Consider the following 17,811-nt stretch of genomic DNA (forward strand, 5'->3'; position numbering starts at 1 on the left):
ATTACTGATGAGGAATAAGTAACGTTCGCAGAGCGTTTCCAGCCTCGAGTTCGGCCAATGCGTCAGCCGCATCGGACAGTGGTCGCCGTCCAGAGATCAACGGATCAAGTTTGAGTTGTCCGTCCATATATCGATCAACGAGCGCGGGAATGTCGATGGATGGACGGACTGACCCGTAATTGGAACCGAGAATTCTCTGGTCAGCCTCCGCAAGTACGAGCGGCTCGAAAGACGCTTTGGACCCCGTCGGTGGCAGCCCCACGATGACAGCAGCGCCACCCAATGCGAGCATTTTGATCGATTGTTCAGTCGTTACAGTTCGACCGATGGCATCAAACGCGTAGTCAACACCATCCGGGATGAGGTCGAAGAGCTGGTCGACAGAGTCGGCCTGCGAGGCATCGATAGTGTCAGTGGCTCCGAACTGCGTCGCTATCGCCGTCTTTTCCGACAGAATATCGATGGCAATGATGCGTTCTGCCCCAGCCAGTCTGGCTCCTTGAACTACGTTGAGTCCTACTCCCCCACAGCCGATGACCGCAACTGTCGCACCAGGCTCTACCGCAGCGGTATTCATCACAGCACCAACGCCGGTGGCGACAGCGCATCCGACAAGAGCGAGTGCATCCAGAGGAGCATCGTCCCTTACCTTGATCGCTCCGGTCACTGGCACGACCGCCTCCTCGGCGAAGGACGATACACCAAGGTAATGGTGAATCGTCTCCTCCCCGACGCTCAACCTTGAAGTACCATCGTAGAGAACACCGTGAGGAGCGACCACCGTCGCGACCTTCTGGCAGCGGGCCTCATGACCTGCTCGACAGAATCGGCACTGGCCGCAGGGCGGGACCCAGCTGAGGACGACGTGGTCTCCAACGGCTAAAGATGTCACCCCTTCGCCGAGTTCGGTAACGACACCTGCACCTTCGTGACCCATCACAAGCGGCCGGGCGATATCCCACTCGCCGCGCTTGATGTGCAAATCGGAATGGCAGACTCCGGCAGCTTCGATGCGGACTTTGACCTCGCCCTGCTTAGGCGAAGCGAGATTAACATCGGCAAATTCGACAGGGATCTCTGAATCGCGAAAGATGACTGCCTTCATGGTGACTCCTAAACTCCGTTGTCCTGAATGACATTCAGTTTAAATACGCTCACGCGTCTCCGCACTGCTACAACTGTCGGTATCTGAGGCCAAATGTGGACATTTGGTACACTATTTAAATGGCGATACTGATCGATTCGGTGATTGCGGCATTCGGCGGTGAACAGGTACAAGAGGGAATCGAGTTCGACCTCCCAGTGTCCGAAACCGTCTCGATCGACGAGCTCGCGGTGATCGGGACCGCTGATCACATTACGCTGGTTGCTTGCGCTGACGACGATATCGAGGCTTTGCTGTCAGGGCGTTACTCAACAAAAACCGGTCTGCTCCAAAAGACTGTCATCGTAACGAGCTACGACACCCTTCGGCTCCGCCACTTCTTGGCTCAGCACTCGATCTCTGGCCTGCTCGGCCTTCGACTGTCTTCATCGTCGATCCGGCCGGCATTGCAGTCGATGGTTGACCGGAACACTGCGGCAGAAGACCGCATGGTCACTGCCGGGACTAAAGTGCTCACACAAATTGCACGACGAAGCGGAGTCCCGGGCGTTCTCGCGGAACTGGTTCGTCGACTCGATGGGTGGGCCGTCCTCCTCGACTTCCATGGTCAGCTCATAGATAGCGCCGGTGCTGGACGTCTGCACATCGAAGATGCCACCGCGGCGGCGCTCAACCGACCAGTGAGGATTCGGCACACGGGAATGCAGGTGCATCCAGTTGGTGCTGACGAAGACCGGACAGGCCACCTGGTGATCTCGACGAGGATCAGCAGCTCGTCTCGTGCACGGGATCTCTCCTCTCAGGCAGCGGCGCTTTGCGACCTGCTACTACGGACCAACGATCCTTCACACACGGAGCGGCTCGGGCGGCACGTAATGATCGAGGCGCTTCTGATCGGTGGACGCAGATCAGAATCTTGGCTCCGACAATGGGGCATTCGTGACAGCCACCTGTGTGGGTTTCACCTGTCGTCGCGGACGCGTGAGGTCGACATCGAGTCGCTTATGACCCGATGGTTTAATCAGCTAGGTGCCACGCACTTGTTCACTGTCGATCAGCAAGGGGCACGGGGATTTATCTCCTCCTCATTCGCCGAACATCTGCTCAAGCTCGCTGACAGCTTCGAGACGTATGGCGGCGATACGGTCTACCTTGGCTTGAGCCGCCCGACCCCCGTTAACCGACTGTCTACAGCCCTGCATCAGGCGAGACAGGCCCACGGCCTTGCAATCGAATCCGGACAGCGCACCGCGCTCTTCGAGTTGATGCCCACGATCCAACACGTGCTTTCCAATGTCGAACCGCATTCTCATGAGTCGATCGCTTCACTACTGGACCCGCTTAGAGATACGTCAGGCGCACACTCAGATCTGACCCAAATTCTCCGAGTTTTCCTGTCTCACAATGGAAGCTGGCGACCAGCTGCTGCGGCGCTTTCAATGCACCGACATACTTTGAATAGCCGAATCGACACAATCGAAAGACTCACAGGTCTGGATCTATCTCTCGCAGATAGCAGAGCCGCGGCCTGGGTCGCCCTTCGATGTCTAGACTTGGGATAGTCCCAAAAGCACGCGACCAGGGTGCTAGCCACAACAACCTTGACGTCAGGAATTTGGGAGGCTCACCAATTCATAACAACGCTGACGGCAACGCCATTTAGATGAGGACCTCCCTCGTTAAGCATGGATATTGATCGACGACCACAGGTGGCACTCTCCGGGCGCAGGCATACAACGCCCTCGATCGATGCGAGCGACATGCAAAAAGCTATGTCCCGGTCGACCACGTCTTGGACTCAATCGAGGCGGCGGCCGCCGTCACCTGATGCAGCTAGCAATTACGCCATAGCATCCTTGTATAAATAGTGACCGTCCCAAGTTCGGTGCCCATGGATGGCCCTCGACTGCGCCACCCACCCCAATACGAGACAACGCCTCGATACTCCGGAATCCTCCGAAATCGATGTCTCCACACCGTTCCAGTATGCGTTCGAGCCCTACTCCGACCGCTGCCTAGGACAGTCAGAGACCTAACCTTCTACAAGGCGTTCAGTGAAGGTGCTCCCTGTAAGTCGGAGATCACCACAGCCAGCTATGAGCTTCCATTACGCTGGTCCCATGGCGTCTAAACGAACTACGAACGCGCGCCTCGACCCGGGCCAGGACTCGATCGACCGAGTCAAGCCGAGCCCGCAGCCGAACGGCGGAGTCCGCCTCAATTGGAGCTATCGCCCGCTCGACGGTTCGAAGCTCATCCGCAAGATCTCTAAGGGCCCTACAGCCGGAGTAGCCCGGCGTCGTGCAAGACAGACGTTGAACGAAATCAAGTCAACTGGATTGAACAGCGCGTGGCGATCCTCCAGTGACATGGTCGACTACGTCGAACAGGTCTCGAAGCCTGCAGTGGAAAAGGCCAAGCTCGCCCCACTTTCGTTGCAACGCTATGAGCATTGCCTCGCGCTGATCGTAGGCGACTGTATACTCCATCGGCACCAGCACAGCCTCAAAAATCACACGATAGCCTCCGGCTCCCGATTCCAAGCCCTAGAAGATCTCCTCATCGAAGTCGCAAATCTTCACGGCCGAGAGACCGCTCGCCAGACACGCACCGTTCTTACGAAGTACGTGCTCACTCGACTCACCCGAGACGAGCTGATCCAAGGCAACCCCATAGCAGGAGTTGCGTTGAACGAGCTCACGGGCACGAAGAAGACCCCACGGGCCCGAGGAGGCAAGTCGCTGAGTGCCTCCGAGTATGAGACTGTGGTCGGTCACCTCCTCGGTCTCGACCCGGCAGAAGGAGTTGTGCGCCGGCAAGGACGCTGGACGCTCGAGCACCTCATCGCCAAGCGTCGCAATGCCATCGACCAAGCTCTTCTGCAGGCAGCAACGGGTCTGCGATCGACAGAAGCAAACCTCATCACGTGGAATCATCTAACCGATGACGGAGCAGCGATGTCGATTCAGGTCACTGAAGACATTGCCAAGGGAAGCATTCCCCGGACCGCCCTCGTGCTCGATGATCGAGTGGCCGAACACCTGCGCATCCGAAGACAGAGCGCGCGGTCCTCCAGCGAATATGTGATCGGCGCGCCAACGGACCCCAGCGTTGCATGGGAACGGCGGAACCGCAATAAAGCTGCGCAAGCTCTGTACCTCGAGGTCGCAAAAGATCTTCAGATCAAGGCGCTCGAGAATGAACGCTCCCACGTGTGGCGCACCACCTTGCATACGCTCCACGGAGATGGCGTGCCAACTGCCGTCCTCGATTCGCAGTTCGGCAACTCAGAACAGATCAGAGCCAAGCACTACACCGACCCTTCAGACCTCTCGGCACTCAAGGAGGCGGCGGAGAGGACGAGGCGAAGATAGTACGCACAAAAGTACGCGTAAGTACGCCCACCTTCATATACTTCGGTATCCTCCAGTATCCAGTCACAGGCCTTCTTAGTGTGTGTGACCAGGCATTACAGCGTTCTCACCTGCAGACACGCAGGACATAGCTCATAACCCGGAGGTCGGAGGTTCAAATCCTCCCCCCGCCACGATAGCGGCAGAACCCCCCCCAGTCAGATTCTCTGGCTGGGGGTTCTTCTCATTCACCCACCGTTCCCATCGCCTGTGGACCGAAACCTCGCCGACCGTTCGCCTCGGCGTCGGCCGCTCGACTCATGACGTGGCACAGCGAGGCTGAGTCTGCCAGTCGGCGTTTCGAGCAGCCGCGCACTGCCTGCCAGATGCGCTCGGAGTGCGCTGTCTGCTCAACCGGTCACCATGTGTTGCCTGCTCGGCCGCGCACAGCCCGACGCAGACCCCAGACGAATGCCGAGCCTCGGACAAACGCCGGTCTCAGGCAATGAGGGAACGACGAAGGTGCGAAGGGCGACTGCTGCATCTCGGGGATTGCAGTGGGAACGACGAACGCCCCCGGGGTGTCCCCAGGGGCGTTCGTCTCAGACAGTCCGAACTCGGTCGGCGCGGCCCCGGTCAGTGAAGCCTCGGCGCGCCGGACCCGTTCGCCTCAGGCTCAGTTGCCCGAGTCGCCGCCTTCGTCGGCCGGCTCTGAGGCGGGAGCGGAGGAACCCTCGCCCGCCGCGTCCTCGGCCAGTGACGGATCGGCGGCAACTGCATCCTCAAGCGCGTTCTTCAGACGATCCTGAGCCTTGCCGTACTCTGCGAAGTCGCCGTCCTTCAGTGCGGCATCGGAATCCTCCATGGCCTTCTTCGCCTCCTGCAGAGCATCGTTGAGAGCCTTGTCCGGCGAGCCGGAGTTCGAGTCCTCGTCCCCGCTGCCCGAAGCCCCGGACTGGCCCTCCTCGCTCTCCTCGGTGCCCGCGTCACCGGCAGTCGCGCCGGAGTCGCCGCCGAACACCTGGTCGAGCGCTTCGTCGAGGGTCGGAGCGAATCCGATGTCCTCGCCGAAGGCCACGAGCACGTGCTGCAGCAGCGGATATGAGGTCTCACCGGCGGACCGGACGTAGACCGGCTGGACGTAGAGCAGACCGCCGCCGATCGGCAGCGTCAGCAGGTTGCCGTTCTCGACTTCGGACTCACCCTGACGCAGCAGGTTGAGGCTGCGCTGGACATCGGGCGCGGTGTTGAAGTTGTTCTGCGCCTGTCCCGGTCCGGGCACTGTCGTGTTTCGCGGCAGCTGCAGCAGTCTCAGCTTGCCGTAGCCTTCGGCAGTCTCGCCCTTCTTGTTCCCGGCATCGGCATCGGCCGAGAGGAAGCCGGTGAGGTTGTTTCGCGACTGCCCCTCAGACGATCGAGCCGGAATATACGAGCTCGTCAGCGAGAACGACGGCGACTGCTGGCCCGGCATCTGCAGGGTCATGTAGAACGGCGGCTGAGTCAGTCCGCTGCTGGCCTTCGTCGTCGGATCCGTCGGCAGCGTCCAGAAGTCCTGACCGGAGTAGAACTCACTGGCGGAGGTGACATGGTACTTCGCAAGCAGGTCGCGCTGGACCTTGAACATGTCCTCCGGGTAGCGGACGTGACTCATCAGATCGCCGGACATCTCCGAGGAGGACTTGATGAGTCCGGGGAACACCTTCATCCAGGTCTTGAGAACCGGATCTTCCTTGTCCCACTGGTACATGTCGACAGAACCGTCGTAGGCGTCGACGGTGATCTTCACAGAGTTCCGGATGTAGTTCACTTCGTCATCCGGCAGAGTCGCCACCGAATTCGGAGCTGACGCCGTGGTCGAATCCTCGGTGGCCTGCTGGAGCGGCTGCGGAGTCGAATACGGGTAGTCCTCGGCAGTGGTGTAGCCATCGAGGATCCACTTGATCTTGCCATCCACGACGGCCGGGTAGGGGTCGCCGTCGACCTTGAGGAAGGGAGCGAGCTTCTCCACGCGCTCACGCGGGTGACGTTCGTAGAGGATCTGGGATTCCTCGTTGAGTGCGTCCGAGAGCAGAATCTGCTCGTCCTGGAACTTCAGTGCGTAGGCGAGACGGTTGAACACGTTGCCCACCGACGGTCCGCCGTCTCCGGCGAAGGTGTTGTTGACCTGACCGGAACCGCTCTTCTCATCGGAGGGATAGTCGAGCTCACGCGGAGTCGCGCCCTTCGGCGCACCGACGATCGAATAGTCCGGCGATGACTCACCGAAGTACACGCGCGGCTCGTATTCGGGGAAGTCACCCTTCGGGGGGATATCCGACTCCATGAACAGCGGTTCGCCGTCCGGGTTGCGCTGGTTTCCGTTGGCAGCGACCACGCCGAAACCGTGGGTGTAGACGATCGCTCGGTTGAACCAGCTCTGGTTGTTCACCGAGCTCGGAGCGAGTTCGCGCACGGAGATGACGGTGTCTCGCATGTCCCCGTCGATGTTGTAGCGGTCGACATCGAGCTTCTGCGGGAACGAGTAGTACGGACGCACCTGCTGCAGCTGACGGAAGGTGTCGGAGACGAGGTTCGGATCCAGCAGACGGATCGAGGCCGCGGTCTCGGCGTCCTTGCGCAGGTCGCCCTTCTTGCCGCTGGTGCTCGGCTCGTACGGTGTCACCTCGATGTCATCGAAGTCGAACGCATCGCGAGTGGCGTCGATGTTGTGCTGGATGTAATCCGACTCCTTGCTCTGCTGTGAGGGGTTGACCTGGAACTGCTGGATCAGCGCCGGGTAGGCGATGATCGAAACGCCGCCGAGCACGATGAGAGTGAGAGTGGCGATGATCGAGATCCGCCAATTGCCCTTCCACGCGGTGTAGACGAAGAGCAGAGCGACCAGAACTGCGGCGATGGCGACGATGGCCATTGCCGGCAGGGCTGCATGATCGTCGACATAGGTGACGCCGGGGACGATGCCGCCTGCGGCGGTCAGACGGTCGTAGCGGGAGAGCCACAGCCGACCTGCCTGGACGATGACGAGTACTGCCACAGTGATGCCCAGCTGCCACTGAGCCGCCTTCGTCAGGATGACGCCCTTCTGCTCCCCCGGTCGGATTCCGCCGAAGAGGTAGTGGGCGACGAGGGCGGCGATGAGCGCCATGAGCAGGGCCATGCCCAGATGATTGCCGATGAGACGCAGTCCGGGCAGGACGAAGACGAAGAACGACTTGTCGAGACCGAACTGAGGATCCTTCGACCCGAAGGACGTCGAGTTGATCCACTCGAGGATCGTGTTCCAATTCGCCGAGGCGGTGATGCCGGCGAGGACACCCATGACGGCGGGAATCGCGATCGTCGCGACCCGACGCAGCGGTTCGATGGCCTCCCGGTAGCGGTCGAGGTTCTCCTGCCGCGGCGTCGTCGGCGCATAGACGGGACGGTGGCGGTAGGCCAGGTGCAGGCTGAGCCAGACCGGAACAGCCATGAGGAAGAATCCGCCGAGGAACGTCAGTCCGCGGGTGAGCCACAAGGTGCGGAAGACCTGTTCGGCCTCGATCTGACGGAACCACAGCACCTCGGTGTAGACCTGGGTGAAGGCGATGAAGGCGATCAGCAGGATCGCCACAGACACGAGGGTGAGCAGCAGCGGCGAACGTCTTGGCCGATTCGCCGGCATGCGTGCGGAGGTGGGTGAGGACGAAGTGCTCACTACTGCCCTTTCTCATTGTTGTCGGCACCGTCGGCGGGACACGTCGGCAGATCCGAGGTGTTGCCGGCGGCGTACTGCTCCACGGTGGTCTGCGCGTCATCGAGCGTGTCGATGCGTGCCACCGTGATCTTGGATTGGTCTGCGGCGGCCATGACCTCCGCACAGTTGTCGGCGGGTGAGAGGAAGAGCGTTGCTCCCTTCTCGGTGGCTGCGGCCACCTTCTGGCGGGCGCCGCCGATCGGCCCGACCGTTCCGTCGGGTGTGATCTCCCCAGTGCCGGCTACATGCTTGCCCCCGGTCATCGCACCGGGAGTGAGCTCATCGACGATGGCCAGAGCGAACATCGTCCCCGCCGAGGGCCCTCCGACACCGTCGACATTGAACTTCACGTCGACGGGGAATTCGAAGTCCTGCTTCATCGTGATGCCGATGGCCCTGCGGTCGTCGACCTTCGCGGGAGTCAGGCTGATCGTCTCGGTCTTCCCGTCGCGTTCGATGCCGAGTTCGACGGAGTCCGACTCCTGCACGGTCTTGCTCATGATCTGCGCGGCCTGGGGATCGGAATCCAGCTTCCTTCCGTTGACGGACATGAGACGATCACCCTTGCGCAGCTTGCCCTGCGCAGGCGCATCGGCGACGACCTCGTCGACCGACAGATGCACGGAATACGCCTTGTCCAGCTGCCCCATGGCAGCGGCGATGGCGACGTCCTGGCTCGAGGACATCTCGACCGCATTCGACTCGGTCACGTCTTCACGAGTGGTGTCCAACGGGTAGTACGCCTCCGTGGGGACCACGGTCTGGTCACCGTTGATGAGCGCGCCCAGTGCCTGGGACGCAAAGATGTCACGACCGGGACCGCCGCTGACTGCGACGGTGAGCATGTCGATGCGACCGTCGGTGGGATAGGTCTTGGCTCCGGAGACGCCGATCATCGAGTCGCCTTGGTAGTCGCCGAGGGTGTTGAAAACCGGTCCCGGCAGCTGGAGCATATACGGAACCGGCAAGAGCACTGCCAGTGCGATGAAGACGTAGGTGAGGACGCCCGAGGTCGTGGCCAGTCGTGGACTCCGTCGTCGTTTGGTGCCACGTGTCGGTGCCGGTGACGCCGGCACGGCCCGAGGGGCGTTCTCTGTCATGTAATCCTTTCGCTGCACCGCCCCACCAGTCTAGTTGAAACCTCAGCGTCCGTTTCACAGACTCCTTTCGCCCGGTGCGAACATCCTGCGAAACCTCCCGGAATTGGGAAGCTTCGCACATTCGGAACCGTTAACGTTGATGTCAAACCGATTCTTGGGGGCTGTAGAACAATGACCGATGACAACAACAACGAGCAGAATCCGTTCGAGCAGATCTTCGGAATGCTCTTCGGCGCCAATGGTCCCGGATCCGGTCAGGGAGACGACAAGAGCGGTTCGGGCATGCCGCAGGGCTTCCCGATCGATCCGGCGATGATGTCCACGATCATGAGTCAGATGCAGGGGCTCTTCGGACAGGGTGCCGATCCGCAGGCCCAGGCTGTGTCGATCGCCGAGAAGGCCGTGCCGACTCCCGATCCCTCCGTGCCCGAGGACGCCGAGCGGGCGACGACCGATGCGTTCCGTCTGGCCGAGCTCTGGCTCGCCGAGGCGACCGACTTCTCCGTCGCCAACCGCACCGCCCGTCCGCTGCGCCGCACCGACTGGGTCAAGGAGACGATGCCCGGCTGGCAGAAGTTCGTGCTGCCCATCAAGGAGAACATGTCCTCGGCCCTGACCGAGACGCTCGAATCCCAGGTCCCGGCGGAGATGAAGAGCATCCTCGCAGGGGCTTCGTCGATGTTCGGATCGATGAGCGATTCGATGTTCGCCATGCAGATCGGTCAAGCGGTCGGCGCGCTGTCCGAAAGCGTCCTCACCGGCACCGAGGTAGGACTTCCCCTTCTCCCCCATGACACGGCCGTAGTCATCGAGACGAATGTCGAGTCGTTCGCCGCCGAAATCGACGTCGACGCCTCTGAGGTCCGTATCTACCTCGCGGCTCAGGAACTCGCCCACCTCGCACTGTTCGAGCGTGCCCCGTGGCTGAGCGCCCAGGTCGAGACGGTCCTGACTCGGTATGCGCAGGGCCTGAAGGTCGACACCTCGCAGATCGAGGACATGGCGTCGAATATCGATCCTTCGAACATCTCCGATCTCAGCGACAATATCCGTCAGGGGCTGTTCAATCCGCCGACGACCGAGGACCAGAAGAAGGCACTGACATCGTTGGAGAACCTCCTCGCTGTCATCGCCGGCTGGGTCGACGTCGTCGTCTACGAGGCCTGCAAGCATCTGCCCGGTCGCGATCAGATCCGCGAGGCTCTGCGCCGTCGCCGAGCGACTGCGGGCCCTGCGGAGAAGACCTTCTCCACTCTTGTCGGTCTCCAGTTCAACCCCCGCCGCCTCCGCGACGCGGCCGCACTGTTCGCCTACCTCGAAACCCAGGGCGGTGCTGAGGCCCGCGACCGGGTGTTCTCTCACCCGGATCTGCTGCCGACCACGCAGGACCTCGACGACCCCTTGGGCTATTCCGAGCGTCGTCAGGCGGAGTGGACCAATGAGTCGAGCATCGACGAGGCGCTGTCCCGCATCCTCGCCGAAGGTCTCGAGGGAGCCGGCGGCAGCGACGAGCAGTCGACCGCCGACTCCGAGAACCCGGACTCCGATGATTCCGAATCGACCGACGGCGATGACTCCGATCAGCCCGATGATCGCTGAATGATCGATCTCGCTGCCGCCCGGCAGGAAGTCGGGCAGGGGCCGCAGACCCCCTTTTCGACTGCGTTCGCCGAACTCTTCGCTCGGCAGGGTGCCGACTCCCTGCACCGCGCCGGTGGCGAGCACCATATCACCGCCAGCTGTCTGGTGATCGATCCTCTCGCCGAGGCGGTCCTGCTCAACCACCACAGGAAGGCCGGGCTGTGGGGCCAGTTCGGCGGGCATCTCGAACCGGACGATGCCTCACTCCGCGGTGCCGCATGCAGAGAAGCCGAAGAGGAAAGCGGTCTGCGGCCGCTCACCCGAGTGACAGCGGCCCCCATCGATCTGCATGTGCACGATCTGTCGGCAGCCTTCGGGGCCTGCACCCGGCACTTCGACGTCGTCTACGCGGCCCAGGCATCGACAGACGATTCACCACGTGTCTCCGACGAGTCGTTCGACGTCGCGTGGTTCCCGTTGGACCGGTTGCCCAGCGATCTCATGCCCGATCTGCCGGACCGGCTCCCGGGTCTCTTCCGCTCCGCTGCGGCAGCGCTCAGCTCCCGCGACTGAAACGCTCCCCGTCGCTGAAGCCCTCGAGGTAGAGCTTCGCGTCCGACTGCCTCGGATGGCGATCGGCCAAGGCGTGGAATTCCTTCGAATGCGGGCCGATCTGGAGGTGGACCAGCTCATGGACCACCACAGTCTCCAACACCCAGCGCGGCACGGTCTGCAGGCGATGGGAAATGCGGATGTCGCCCGTCGACGTCGTCGTCGACGCCCACCTGCTGACATTCTGATTCGTCACCCAGTGGATCGACGCGGGCCGCAGCCGACCGCCGAAATACCGTCTGCTCATCTCATCAGCCAGGTCGACGAGGTCGGCATCCGACGAATGGTCCCGCGCGGAGAGACGGTTGAACAGGTCGGTCAGTGACCGGATGTTGGACTCCACGCTGTAGCGCACTGGAGTGCGCAGCACGTAGGTCTCGATCTCCTTCGAGACGGCAACGGTCTTCTTCCGCCGTGCCGATCGGCGCACTTCGATCTCGCCCCGGGCGATCGCCCGCAGCACCTCTTCTTCACTCCACCGCTGTGCTCTGCTCACCGGACCATCATAGGAAACGCCACTGACGTGACAGCGTCACCAGGACGGCGATGAACACGGACGCGGTTTCGGATCCCCGAGTGTGTGAGTTTCCTGAGTCTGACGAAGATCCAGTGACGAAACTCCCGTCCACAGCCGCCTCGGCGCGCACCTTCCCCGTGCAGCAGGACCTGGCCCGATCCGAAGCCCCCGTTTATCAACAGCCCGATCGGCACTCAAGGCACCTTTCCTCCACAGACTCCACGGCGATTCCCACAGGTTATCCACAGGCTGTTGACGTGTCTGTGCATGAGGGCGCATTGACGTGACGGCAATTGCGGAATAAGTTCTATGCTTGACCCCGGAAAACCCGAGGATGCGTGCGGAAGGGGAAGCCGCACGAGTCCTCGCGAGCGCCTGGGGCACTATGCGGCTGAGGGCATGTCGGGACAGAGTTCCGGCCTGTCCTCAGTCGTTTTTCCACAAGCTTATCCACAGATCTTCGCCGACCGTGGCGAATCGGCCGTCTGTTCACTACCGTGGAAGTCTCCACGATGCTGAGACGAAGGGGCCGAGATGTTCAGGATCTTTCCGAGTGTTCCCATCACATGGCGATCGTCTTCATGCATTCAGTTCGGTGCCGATGATCCTGTGCTCATCGATGGGATGCTGCCCGGCGATGCCAGCCTCATCGAAGATCTGCGCCTCGGCACCGGCTCGGCACAGTACTACGCTCGAGCTCAGGAGCTCGGGGTCGACCTCAGCAGGGCGAGCTCCCTCATCACCCTCCTCGGTGAGGCCGGGGTGCTCGTCCCCGGCGATGCCGATGCCGGCACAGTGCCGAAAGGATCACCGGTCTTCGCCGCTGCGCGCGCCTTCGCTCTGTCCCCGGATCGCGTGTCACAGATCCTGGGATCTCGACCGGTATTGGTCACCGGTCCGCTGCGCTCCCAGGCCGAGGGACAGCTGGCAGCCCTCGGATTCGCCGTCTCCGCGGCCCGCCGTGTCGAGGAGCTCGACCTCATGACGGCGCCGGTCGTGGTCACGAGTTCGCACTTGGTTCCGGATCTGCATTCGGGCATGTGGCTCAACGATCGCGAGGTCGATCACTGCCAAGTCGTCCTCGGTGAGCAGTCTGTGGAGATCACGGGGCTTATTCGTCCTGGTCGGACACCGTGCTCTGTCTGCTCCTGCCTGCACCGAAAGGACAGTGACCCCGGGTGGCTCGATCAGCATCCGCGTCTGCGTGCTCTGCCCGAACGGGAGAGCCTGTGCGACCCCGCCGCGCGGATCCTCGGTTCGGCCCATGTCGTCCAGATGCTTCGTCAGGCGCTGCTGCGGCCCGAGATGGCACCGGTCCGTCGCGTGGTCACCTTGGATGCGGGAGAGGTCATGGACACCGGCGTGGTCTTCCACGACCGCTGCCAGTGTCGTTCGCCTGTGCCCGACTTCGGGTCAGTCGCCGAGCAGGCCCAATAGGTGCGTTCCGTAGAGCTCGAGCTTCGTCGCACCGATCCCGGGAACCCGAGCGATCTCATCGAGGCTGCAGGGTCGGACTTCTGCGATGACGGACAGCGAGGTGTCGGTGAGCACGAGGTAAGGCGGCAGCCCCTGCTCCATTCCGACCCGAACTCTCCACCGGCGCAGTCTGTCCAGCAGCTCGAGGTCGATGTCGGCGGGACAGTCGGAGCATCGCCCGACGGCACGGTCGATCTGCGAGACCAACGCCCTGCCGCAGCCACGACAGCGGTTGAGGACCGCCGAGTCCGACGCCGTCCGGCCCTCTCCCATAGTCGGTCCGGTCTGGCCGAGTTCGGCGAGGAACCGTGAGGATCTCCGAGGCTTCTGTTTGGAATCGAACCTGGCCAGGGACCAGCTCATCCGCAGGTCTGTGCCGGCTCGGGTCAGTGCCACATAGAACAGACGCCGTTCCTCGGCAATGGCTCTCGGCGTCTGAGCGTAGCTGATGGGCAGCAGACCCTCGCTGAGTCCGACCAGATGGACGCTGTCCCACTCCAGGCCCTTCGCAGCATGGAAGGAGGCCAGAGTGACCCCTTCGATGTCAGGGGCGAACTGATGTTCGGCACGATCCGACAGGTCGTTCAAGAAGACTTCCATAGGCACGGGCAGCTCCTGCCCGTGCTGGTGTTCCTCGGCGAGGTCGACGAGGGCTTTGAGCGACTCCCAGCGCTGCCGGCCGGCCCCGGCCGGAGGCGGTTCCCGAGTGAAACCGAGCGACCCGAGAACTTCCATCACGGCTTCGGGCAGTCTCTGCCCGCTCGATGTTGCCCGTGCTGCTTTGAGCATGAGCACGGCTTCCTTGACCTCTTTGCGTGCGAAGAATCGTTCGCCGCCACGCAGCACATAGGGAATCCCGGCTGCGGCCAGCGCCTGCTCATAGGCCGGGCTCTGTCCATTCGTGCGGAAGAGGACTGCGATATTGCGAGGACGCCGCCCTGCCTGGATTTCGGCGGTGATGGCCTGGACGACTCCAGCGGCTTCGGCCTCATCGGTCGGATATTCGACCATGCGCGGCTGCCGACCCACCGGGTTGTCGGTCCGCAGAGTCAGTGCAGTCCGAGATGTGTGCCGCAGCAGACTGTTCGCCGTGGACACGATCGCCTGGGACGACCGGTAGTTGCGCACCAAACGGATCGTTCTGGCTTCGGGCATCGACGTGCTGAGCGAGCCGAGCAGGCTCGAATCGGCTCCGGCGAAAGTGTAGATGGTCTGGGCGGGATCACCGACGACACAGAGATTGTCGCGGGGGCCCAACCAGCGGGAGAGCACATCGAACTGCAGCGGTGAGACGTCTTGGAACTCATCGACGACGAAGTGCCTGTACTGTTCGCGGATCTCAGCCGCGATCGCGGGGTGCTCGGCCAGGACTCCCGACAGCACGAGGAGCACATCGTCGAAGTCGAGCAGCCGCCCTCGCGTCTTCGCCTCCCCATAGGCCTCGAAGATCCGAACCATGTCCTCGACACTCAGCCGGCCGGGGAGTTCGCGGGCCGCGGCTTTGGTCGCATAGTCTTCGACGCCCAGCAGGGAAGCAGCCGCGAACTCGATCTCCGAGGCGACGTCTCGGGTCAGTTCTCGGCTGGTCTCCATGCCGAGACTCTGCATGACCGAGCCGATGATGCCGGCCTTGTTCTCGATGATGCGCGGAAAGTCTCCTTCGGCGAAGCGGTCCCAGAAGAAGCGCAGCTGACGCAGCGCCGCGGAGTGGAATGTGCGGGCCTGAACTGCGGGCACTCCGAGTCCGCGCAGGCGTGAACGCATCTCCCCGGCCGCTTTCGCGGTGAAGGTCAGGGCGAGGACATGATTGGGCGGAAACGCCTCGGTCGCGATTCCATAGGCGATCCGGTGTGTCATGGCGCGGGTCTTGCCTGTGCCGGCACCGGCGAGGACGATCACCGGTGAGTCGAAGTGGGTGGCGACTGCACGCTGTTCCTCGTCCAGGGCCTCGAGCAGGGCCGTGGCCGAAGCGTTCATTCGTTGTCCAACCAGCTGTACAGGAGCTGACCGGCAATCGAGATCGTCGACGGGGCCCGCACTTCTCCGTTCGCCAAAGCGCTCTGCAGCTCTGCCCGGGTGAACCAGCGCAGGGAGGCGATCTCCGCCTCGTCTGCGGCGAAGTCGAGACTGGGAGCGGCTGCTGCGAAGCCGAGCATGAGTGAGCACGGAAACGGCCACGGCTGGGAGCCCAGATACTGCGGATCGGTGACTTCGAGATGAGCTTCTTCCCAGATCTCGCGGATCACGGCGTGCTCGAGGGTCTCACCCGGTTCGACGAATCCGGCCAGGAGTGAGTAACGGTCGGATTCCCATGCGGCGTTGTTGCCCAACAGGACACGTTCGACACCGTCCGGATCGGTGTTGACGATGACGACGATGACGGCAGGATCGGTGCGAGGGAAGTGTTCGCTGCCGGTCTCCGGGTCACGGCGGACCCATCCGCCCATGACCGGGCTGGTCGGGGTGCCCGTGCGCGGGGAGAACCGGTGCGCGCGATGCCAGTTGCCGAGGCCGACGATCTCACAGGCCAGGGACACCTGCACATCATCGAGGGATTCGGCGAGGTGACGCAGGGGCAGCCAGACCGGTTCGGAGCTGTCGATGCCCTCCCCCGGTGCGGTCAGCCGGTCAGTGGCGTCCCGGGCACGCGACGCGTCCAGTCGGGCGTCGATGTGGCTGCGCCCCTCGTCGTCCAAGGACACTCCGATATAGCGGGCGCCCTGCGGGTCACGGCCGAGGTAGACCTCTGTCTGCCCCTCCGGCACCGATTCGCGGTCGGTCAGGAAGAGGCCGCCGCCGCCGACGAGCAGAGTTCCGCGGTGTTCGAAGACGGCCCGGGCTCCCGAGACCCAGATCTCGCTGAGATCCCCGTACTGGCCCCGAGTCAGATGGTCACGATCGATTCCATGTCGGGCGAGGCTGATCGGCCGCACTGGAGGCAATGGCTTCATGTCCTCCACGATAGCCCAGCGTCCTGACACGGCGATCGTGGCCGACGTCTCCCCGACCGGAGCGGAAAGCCGGCTCGGCAGACACGCTCGACGGCGAGTCCCGTGTCTCAGCGGAACCCAGACGGTAGATTGGGGAAGGTGGATAACAAGGCGCTCAAGTTGACTGCGATCGCGGCGACGATGCTCGACGGCTTCGTCCCGACGAAATGGACTCCCCTGCCGTCCCTGGACGCCGGAGTCAGAGTCCTGCTCGGCGATGACGACCAGCAGCTCGTCGCAACGGCTCAGACCCAGCTCGATCGGACCGCAGACATCGGCTCCGCCGCCGAAGCGGGACGCATCTACGAGACCATGTACCCGCACGCGGACTTCACGTGGCCCCGCCTGCGGGCCATCACCGAGGTGGACGGCGACTACTTCGATACTGAATCCCCGACGACCGTGACCCTGTCCGATCCTCTTCCGGGCGCGCCGCTGGGAGACGTCCCCATCGCCGACATCGCGCGGGCCAGCTCGTTGGCACAGGCTCTGGCGACTCTGCATTCGGCGGCACCCGAGCCCGTCTCCGATGCGGGTTTCCCGGTGGAGGATCCGTCTCGGTCACAGTTCCTCATCCTCGAGCGCCTCGATCAGGCAGCGAGCACCGGACGGGTGCCGTCGTCCCTGCTGCAGCATTGGGAAGAGGAGTTCGAGAAGGTCGCGCTCTGGCATTTCCTCGCCACACCCATCCACGGCTCCCTCGATGAGACGAGCGTCTATACCGATCAGGAGCGGGTGCTCGCTCTGGCCGAGATCGGTCGTCTTCGCGTCGCCGATCCGGCCATCGACCTGGCAGCGGCTTCGGCGCTGATCGATCCCGCTGCCTTGCCGACCTTCTACGAGGAATACCGCAACTCCCGGCCTCGTGCCGATGAGCACGTCATTGCCCGTGCCGAGCTGTTGGCAGAATTCGCCGTGCTCGACTGGCTGCTCGAAGCTGTCGACTCCGGGGACGAGACGGCCGTCGAGGATGCCGCCGAGCTTCTCAGCTCATTCGATGAGGTCCTGTTCGGCAGCACAGCCGCCGGAGCCTCCGCTCCCAGCTCGGCCGCGGAATCTGCTGCCGGCCGTGAAGACGAAGCACACGGTCTTCCCACCTCGAGTCAAGCCTCTCGCGATCCGGCATCGGCGACTGCGGCGACGGAAACCGATTCTCCCGATGTCGAAGCCGCTATCACGGAGACCGAAGCGACCGATGTGTTCATTCCCCGGGCTCAGCCGTCTGATGCCGCCCGGGACGACAGTTCGGAATCCGACTCCGAACCGGGATCACATGTGTCGACCGAACCGCCTCGCGACTCCGACGCTTCCGATGGCGGGGAAGAGACCGGCCGCATCCGCTGA

Annotated in this window: 12 protein-coding genes; 6 read left to right on the forward strand and 6 right to left on the reverse strand. The window is 62.7% G+C overall.

Annotated features, from left to right (window positions below; translation table 11 throughout):
* Position 1: 1 nt before the first annotated feature.
* Entirely contained in the window at positions 2–1,105 is a 1,104-nt protein-coding gene (locus tag GUY37_RS10655; RefSeq protein ID WP_166825359.1) for a zinc-binding dehydrogenase, read from the reverse strand.
* Between the two features lie 119 nt (positions 1,106–1,224).
* Between GUY37_RS10655 and GUY37_RS10660 the strand changes: the two genes are divergently transcribed.
* Both GUY37_RS10660 and GUY37_RS10665 read left to right on the forward strand, forming a co-directional pair.
* Positions 1,225–2,667 (forward strand): PucR family transcriptional regulator, encoded by a 1,443-nt coding sequence (locus GUY37_RS10660; RefSeq protein ID WP_166825362.1) that lies wholly within the window; start codon positions 1,225–1,227, stop codon positions 2,665–2,667.
* 558 nt (positions 2,668–3,225) lie between these two features.
* Positions 3,226–4,479: a hypothetical protein gene (locus GUY37_RS10665; RefSeq protein WP_166825364.1), complete on the forward strand. Its 1,254-nt coding sequence runs from the start codon at positions 3,226–3,228 to the stop codon at positions 4,477–4,479.
* Positions 4,480–5,134: 655 nt separating this feature from the next.
* Here the strand turns inward: GUY37_RS10665 and GUY37_RS10670 are convergent.
* Entirely contained in the window at positions 5,135–8,152 is a 3,018-nt protein-coding gene (locus GUY37_RS10670) for a UPF0182 family membrane protein (RefSeq protein WP_228278138.1), read from the reverse strand.
* Complete coding sequence (locus tag GUY37_RS10675; RefSeq protein WP_166825367.1) at positions 8,152–9,291, reverse strand: YlbL family protein; 1,140 nt, start codon at positions 9,289–9,291, stop codon at positions 8,152–8,154. Before GUY37_RS10675 ends, GUY37_RS10670 begins: the two co-directional genes overlap by 1 nt.
* 171 nt (positions 9,292–9,462) lie before the next feature.
* Here GUY37_RS10675 and GUY37_RS10680 point away from each other — a divergent pair, with 171 nt between their 5' ends.
* Together GUY37_RS10680 and GUY37_RS10685 are read left to right on the forward strand one after the other, a co-directional pair.
* The gene (locus GUY37_RS10680) at positions 9,463–10,890 is read left to right on the forward strand and encodes a zinc-dependent metalloprotease (RefSeq protein WP_166825370.1); all 1,428 of its coding nucleotides are present in this window, start codon (positions 9,463–9,465) and stop codon (positions 10,888–10,890) included.
* Entirely contained in the window at positions 10,891–11,445 is a 555-nt protein-coding gene (locus GUY37_RS10685; RefSeq protein ID WP_166825373.1) for an NUDIX hydrolase, read from the forward strand.
* On the opposite strand, the gene GUY37_RS10690 is transcribed toward GUY37_RS10685, so the two are convergent.
* On the reverse strand, positions 11,429–11,980 hold the full coding sequence (locus GUY37_RS10690) for a M48 metallopeptidase family protein (protein WP_228278139.1): 552 nt from the start codon (positions 11,978–11,980) through the stop codon (positions 11,429–11,431). The genes GUY37_RS10685 and GUY37_RS10690 overlap by 17 nt on opposite strands.
* 555 nt (positions 11,981–12,535) lie before the next feature.
* Between GUY37_RS10690 and GUY37_RS10695 the strand changes: the two genes are divergently transcribed.
* On the forward strand, positions 12,536–13,438 hold the full coding sequence (locus GUY37_RS10695; RefSeq protein WP_166825376.1) for a hypothetical protein: 903 nt from the start codon (positions 12,536–12,538) through the stop codon (positions 13,436–13,438).
* Here the strand turns inward: GUY37_RS10695 and GUY37_RS10700 are convergent.
* Positions 13,415–15,454 carry an ATP-dependent DNA helicase UvrD2 gene (locus GUY37_RS10700; RefSeq protein ID WP_166825378.1) on the reverse strand — a complete coding sequence of 680 codons (2,040 nt, stop codon included), beginning with the start codon at positions 15,452–15,454 and terminating at the stop codon, positions 13,415–13,417. The genes GUY37_RS10695 and GUY37_RS10700 overlap by 24 nt on opposite strands.
* Positions 15,451–16,428 carry an NAD(+) diphosphatase gene (gene nudC / locus GUY37_RS10705; RefSeq protein ID WP_166825381.1) on the reverse strand — a complete coding sequence of 326 codons (978 nt, stop codon included), beginning with the start codon at positions 16,426–16,428 and terminating at the stop codon, positions 15,451–15,453. Before nudC ends, GUY37_RS10700 begins: the two co-directional genes overlap by 4 nt.
* 138 nt (positions 16,429–16,566) lie before the next feature.
* On the opposite strand from nudC, the gene GUY37_RS10710 reads away from it, so the two are divergent.
* Positions 16,567–17,811 (forward strand): protein kinase family protein, encoded by a 1,245-nt coding sequence (locus tag GUY37_RS10710; protein ID WP_228278140.1) that lies wholly within the window; start codon positions 16,567–16,569, stop codon positions 17,809–17,811.

It is taken from the genome of Brevibacterium limosum (genome assembly GCF_011617705.1).
GTDB lineage: Bacteria > Actinomycetota > Actinomycetes > Actinomycetales > Brevibacteriaceae > Brevibacterium > Brevibacterium limosum.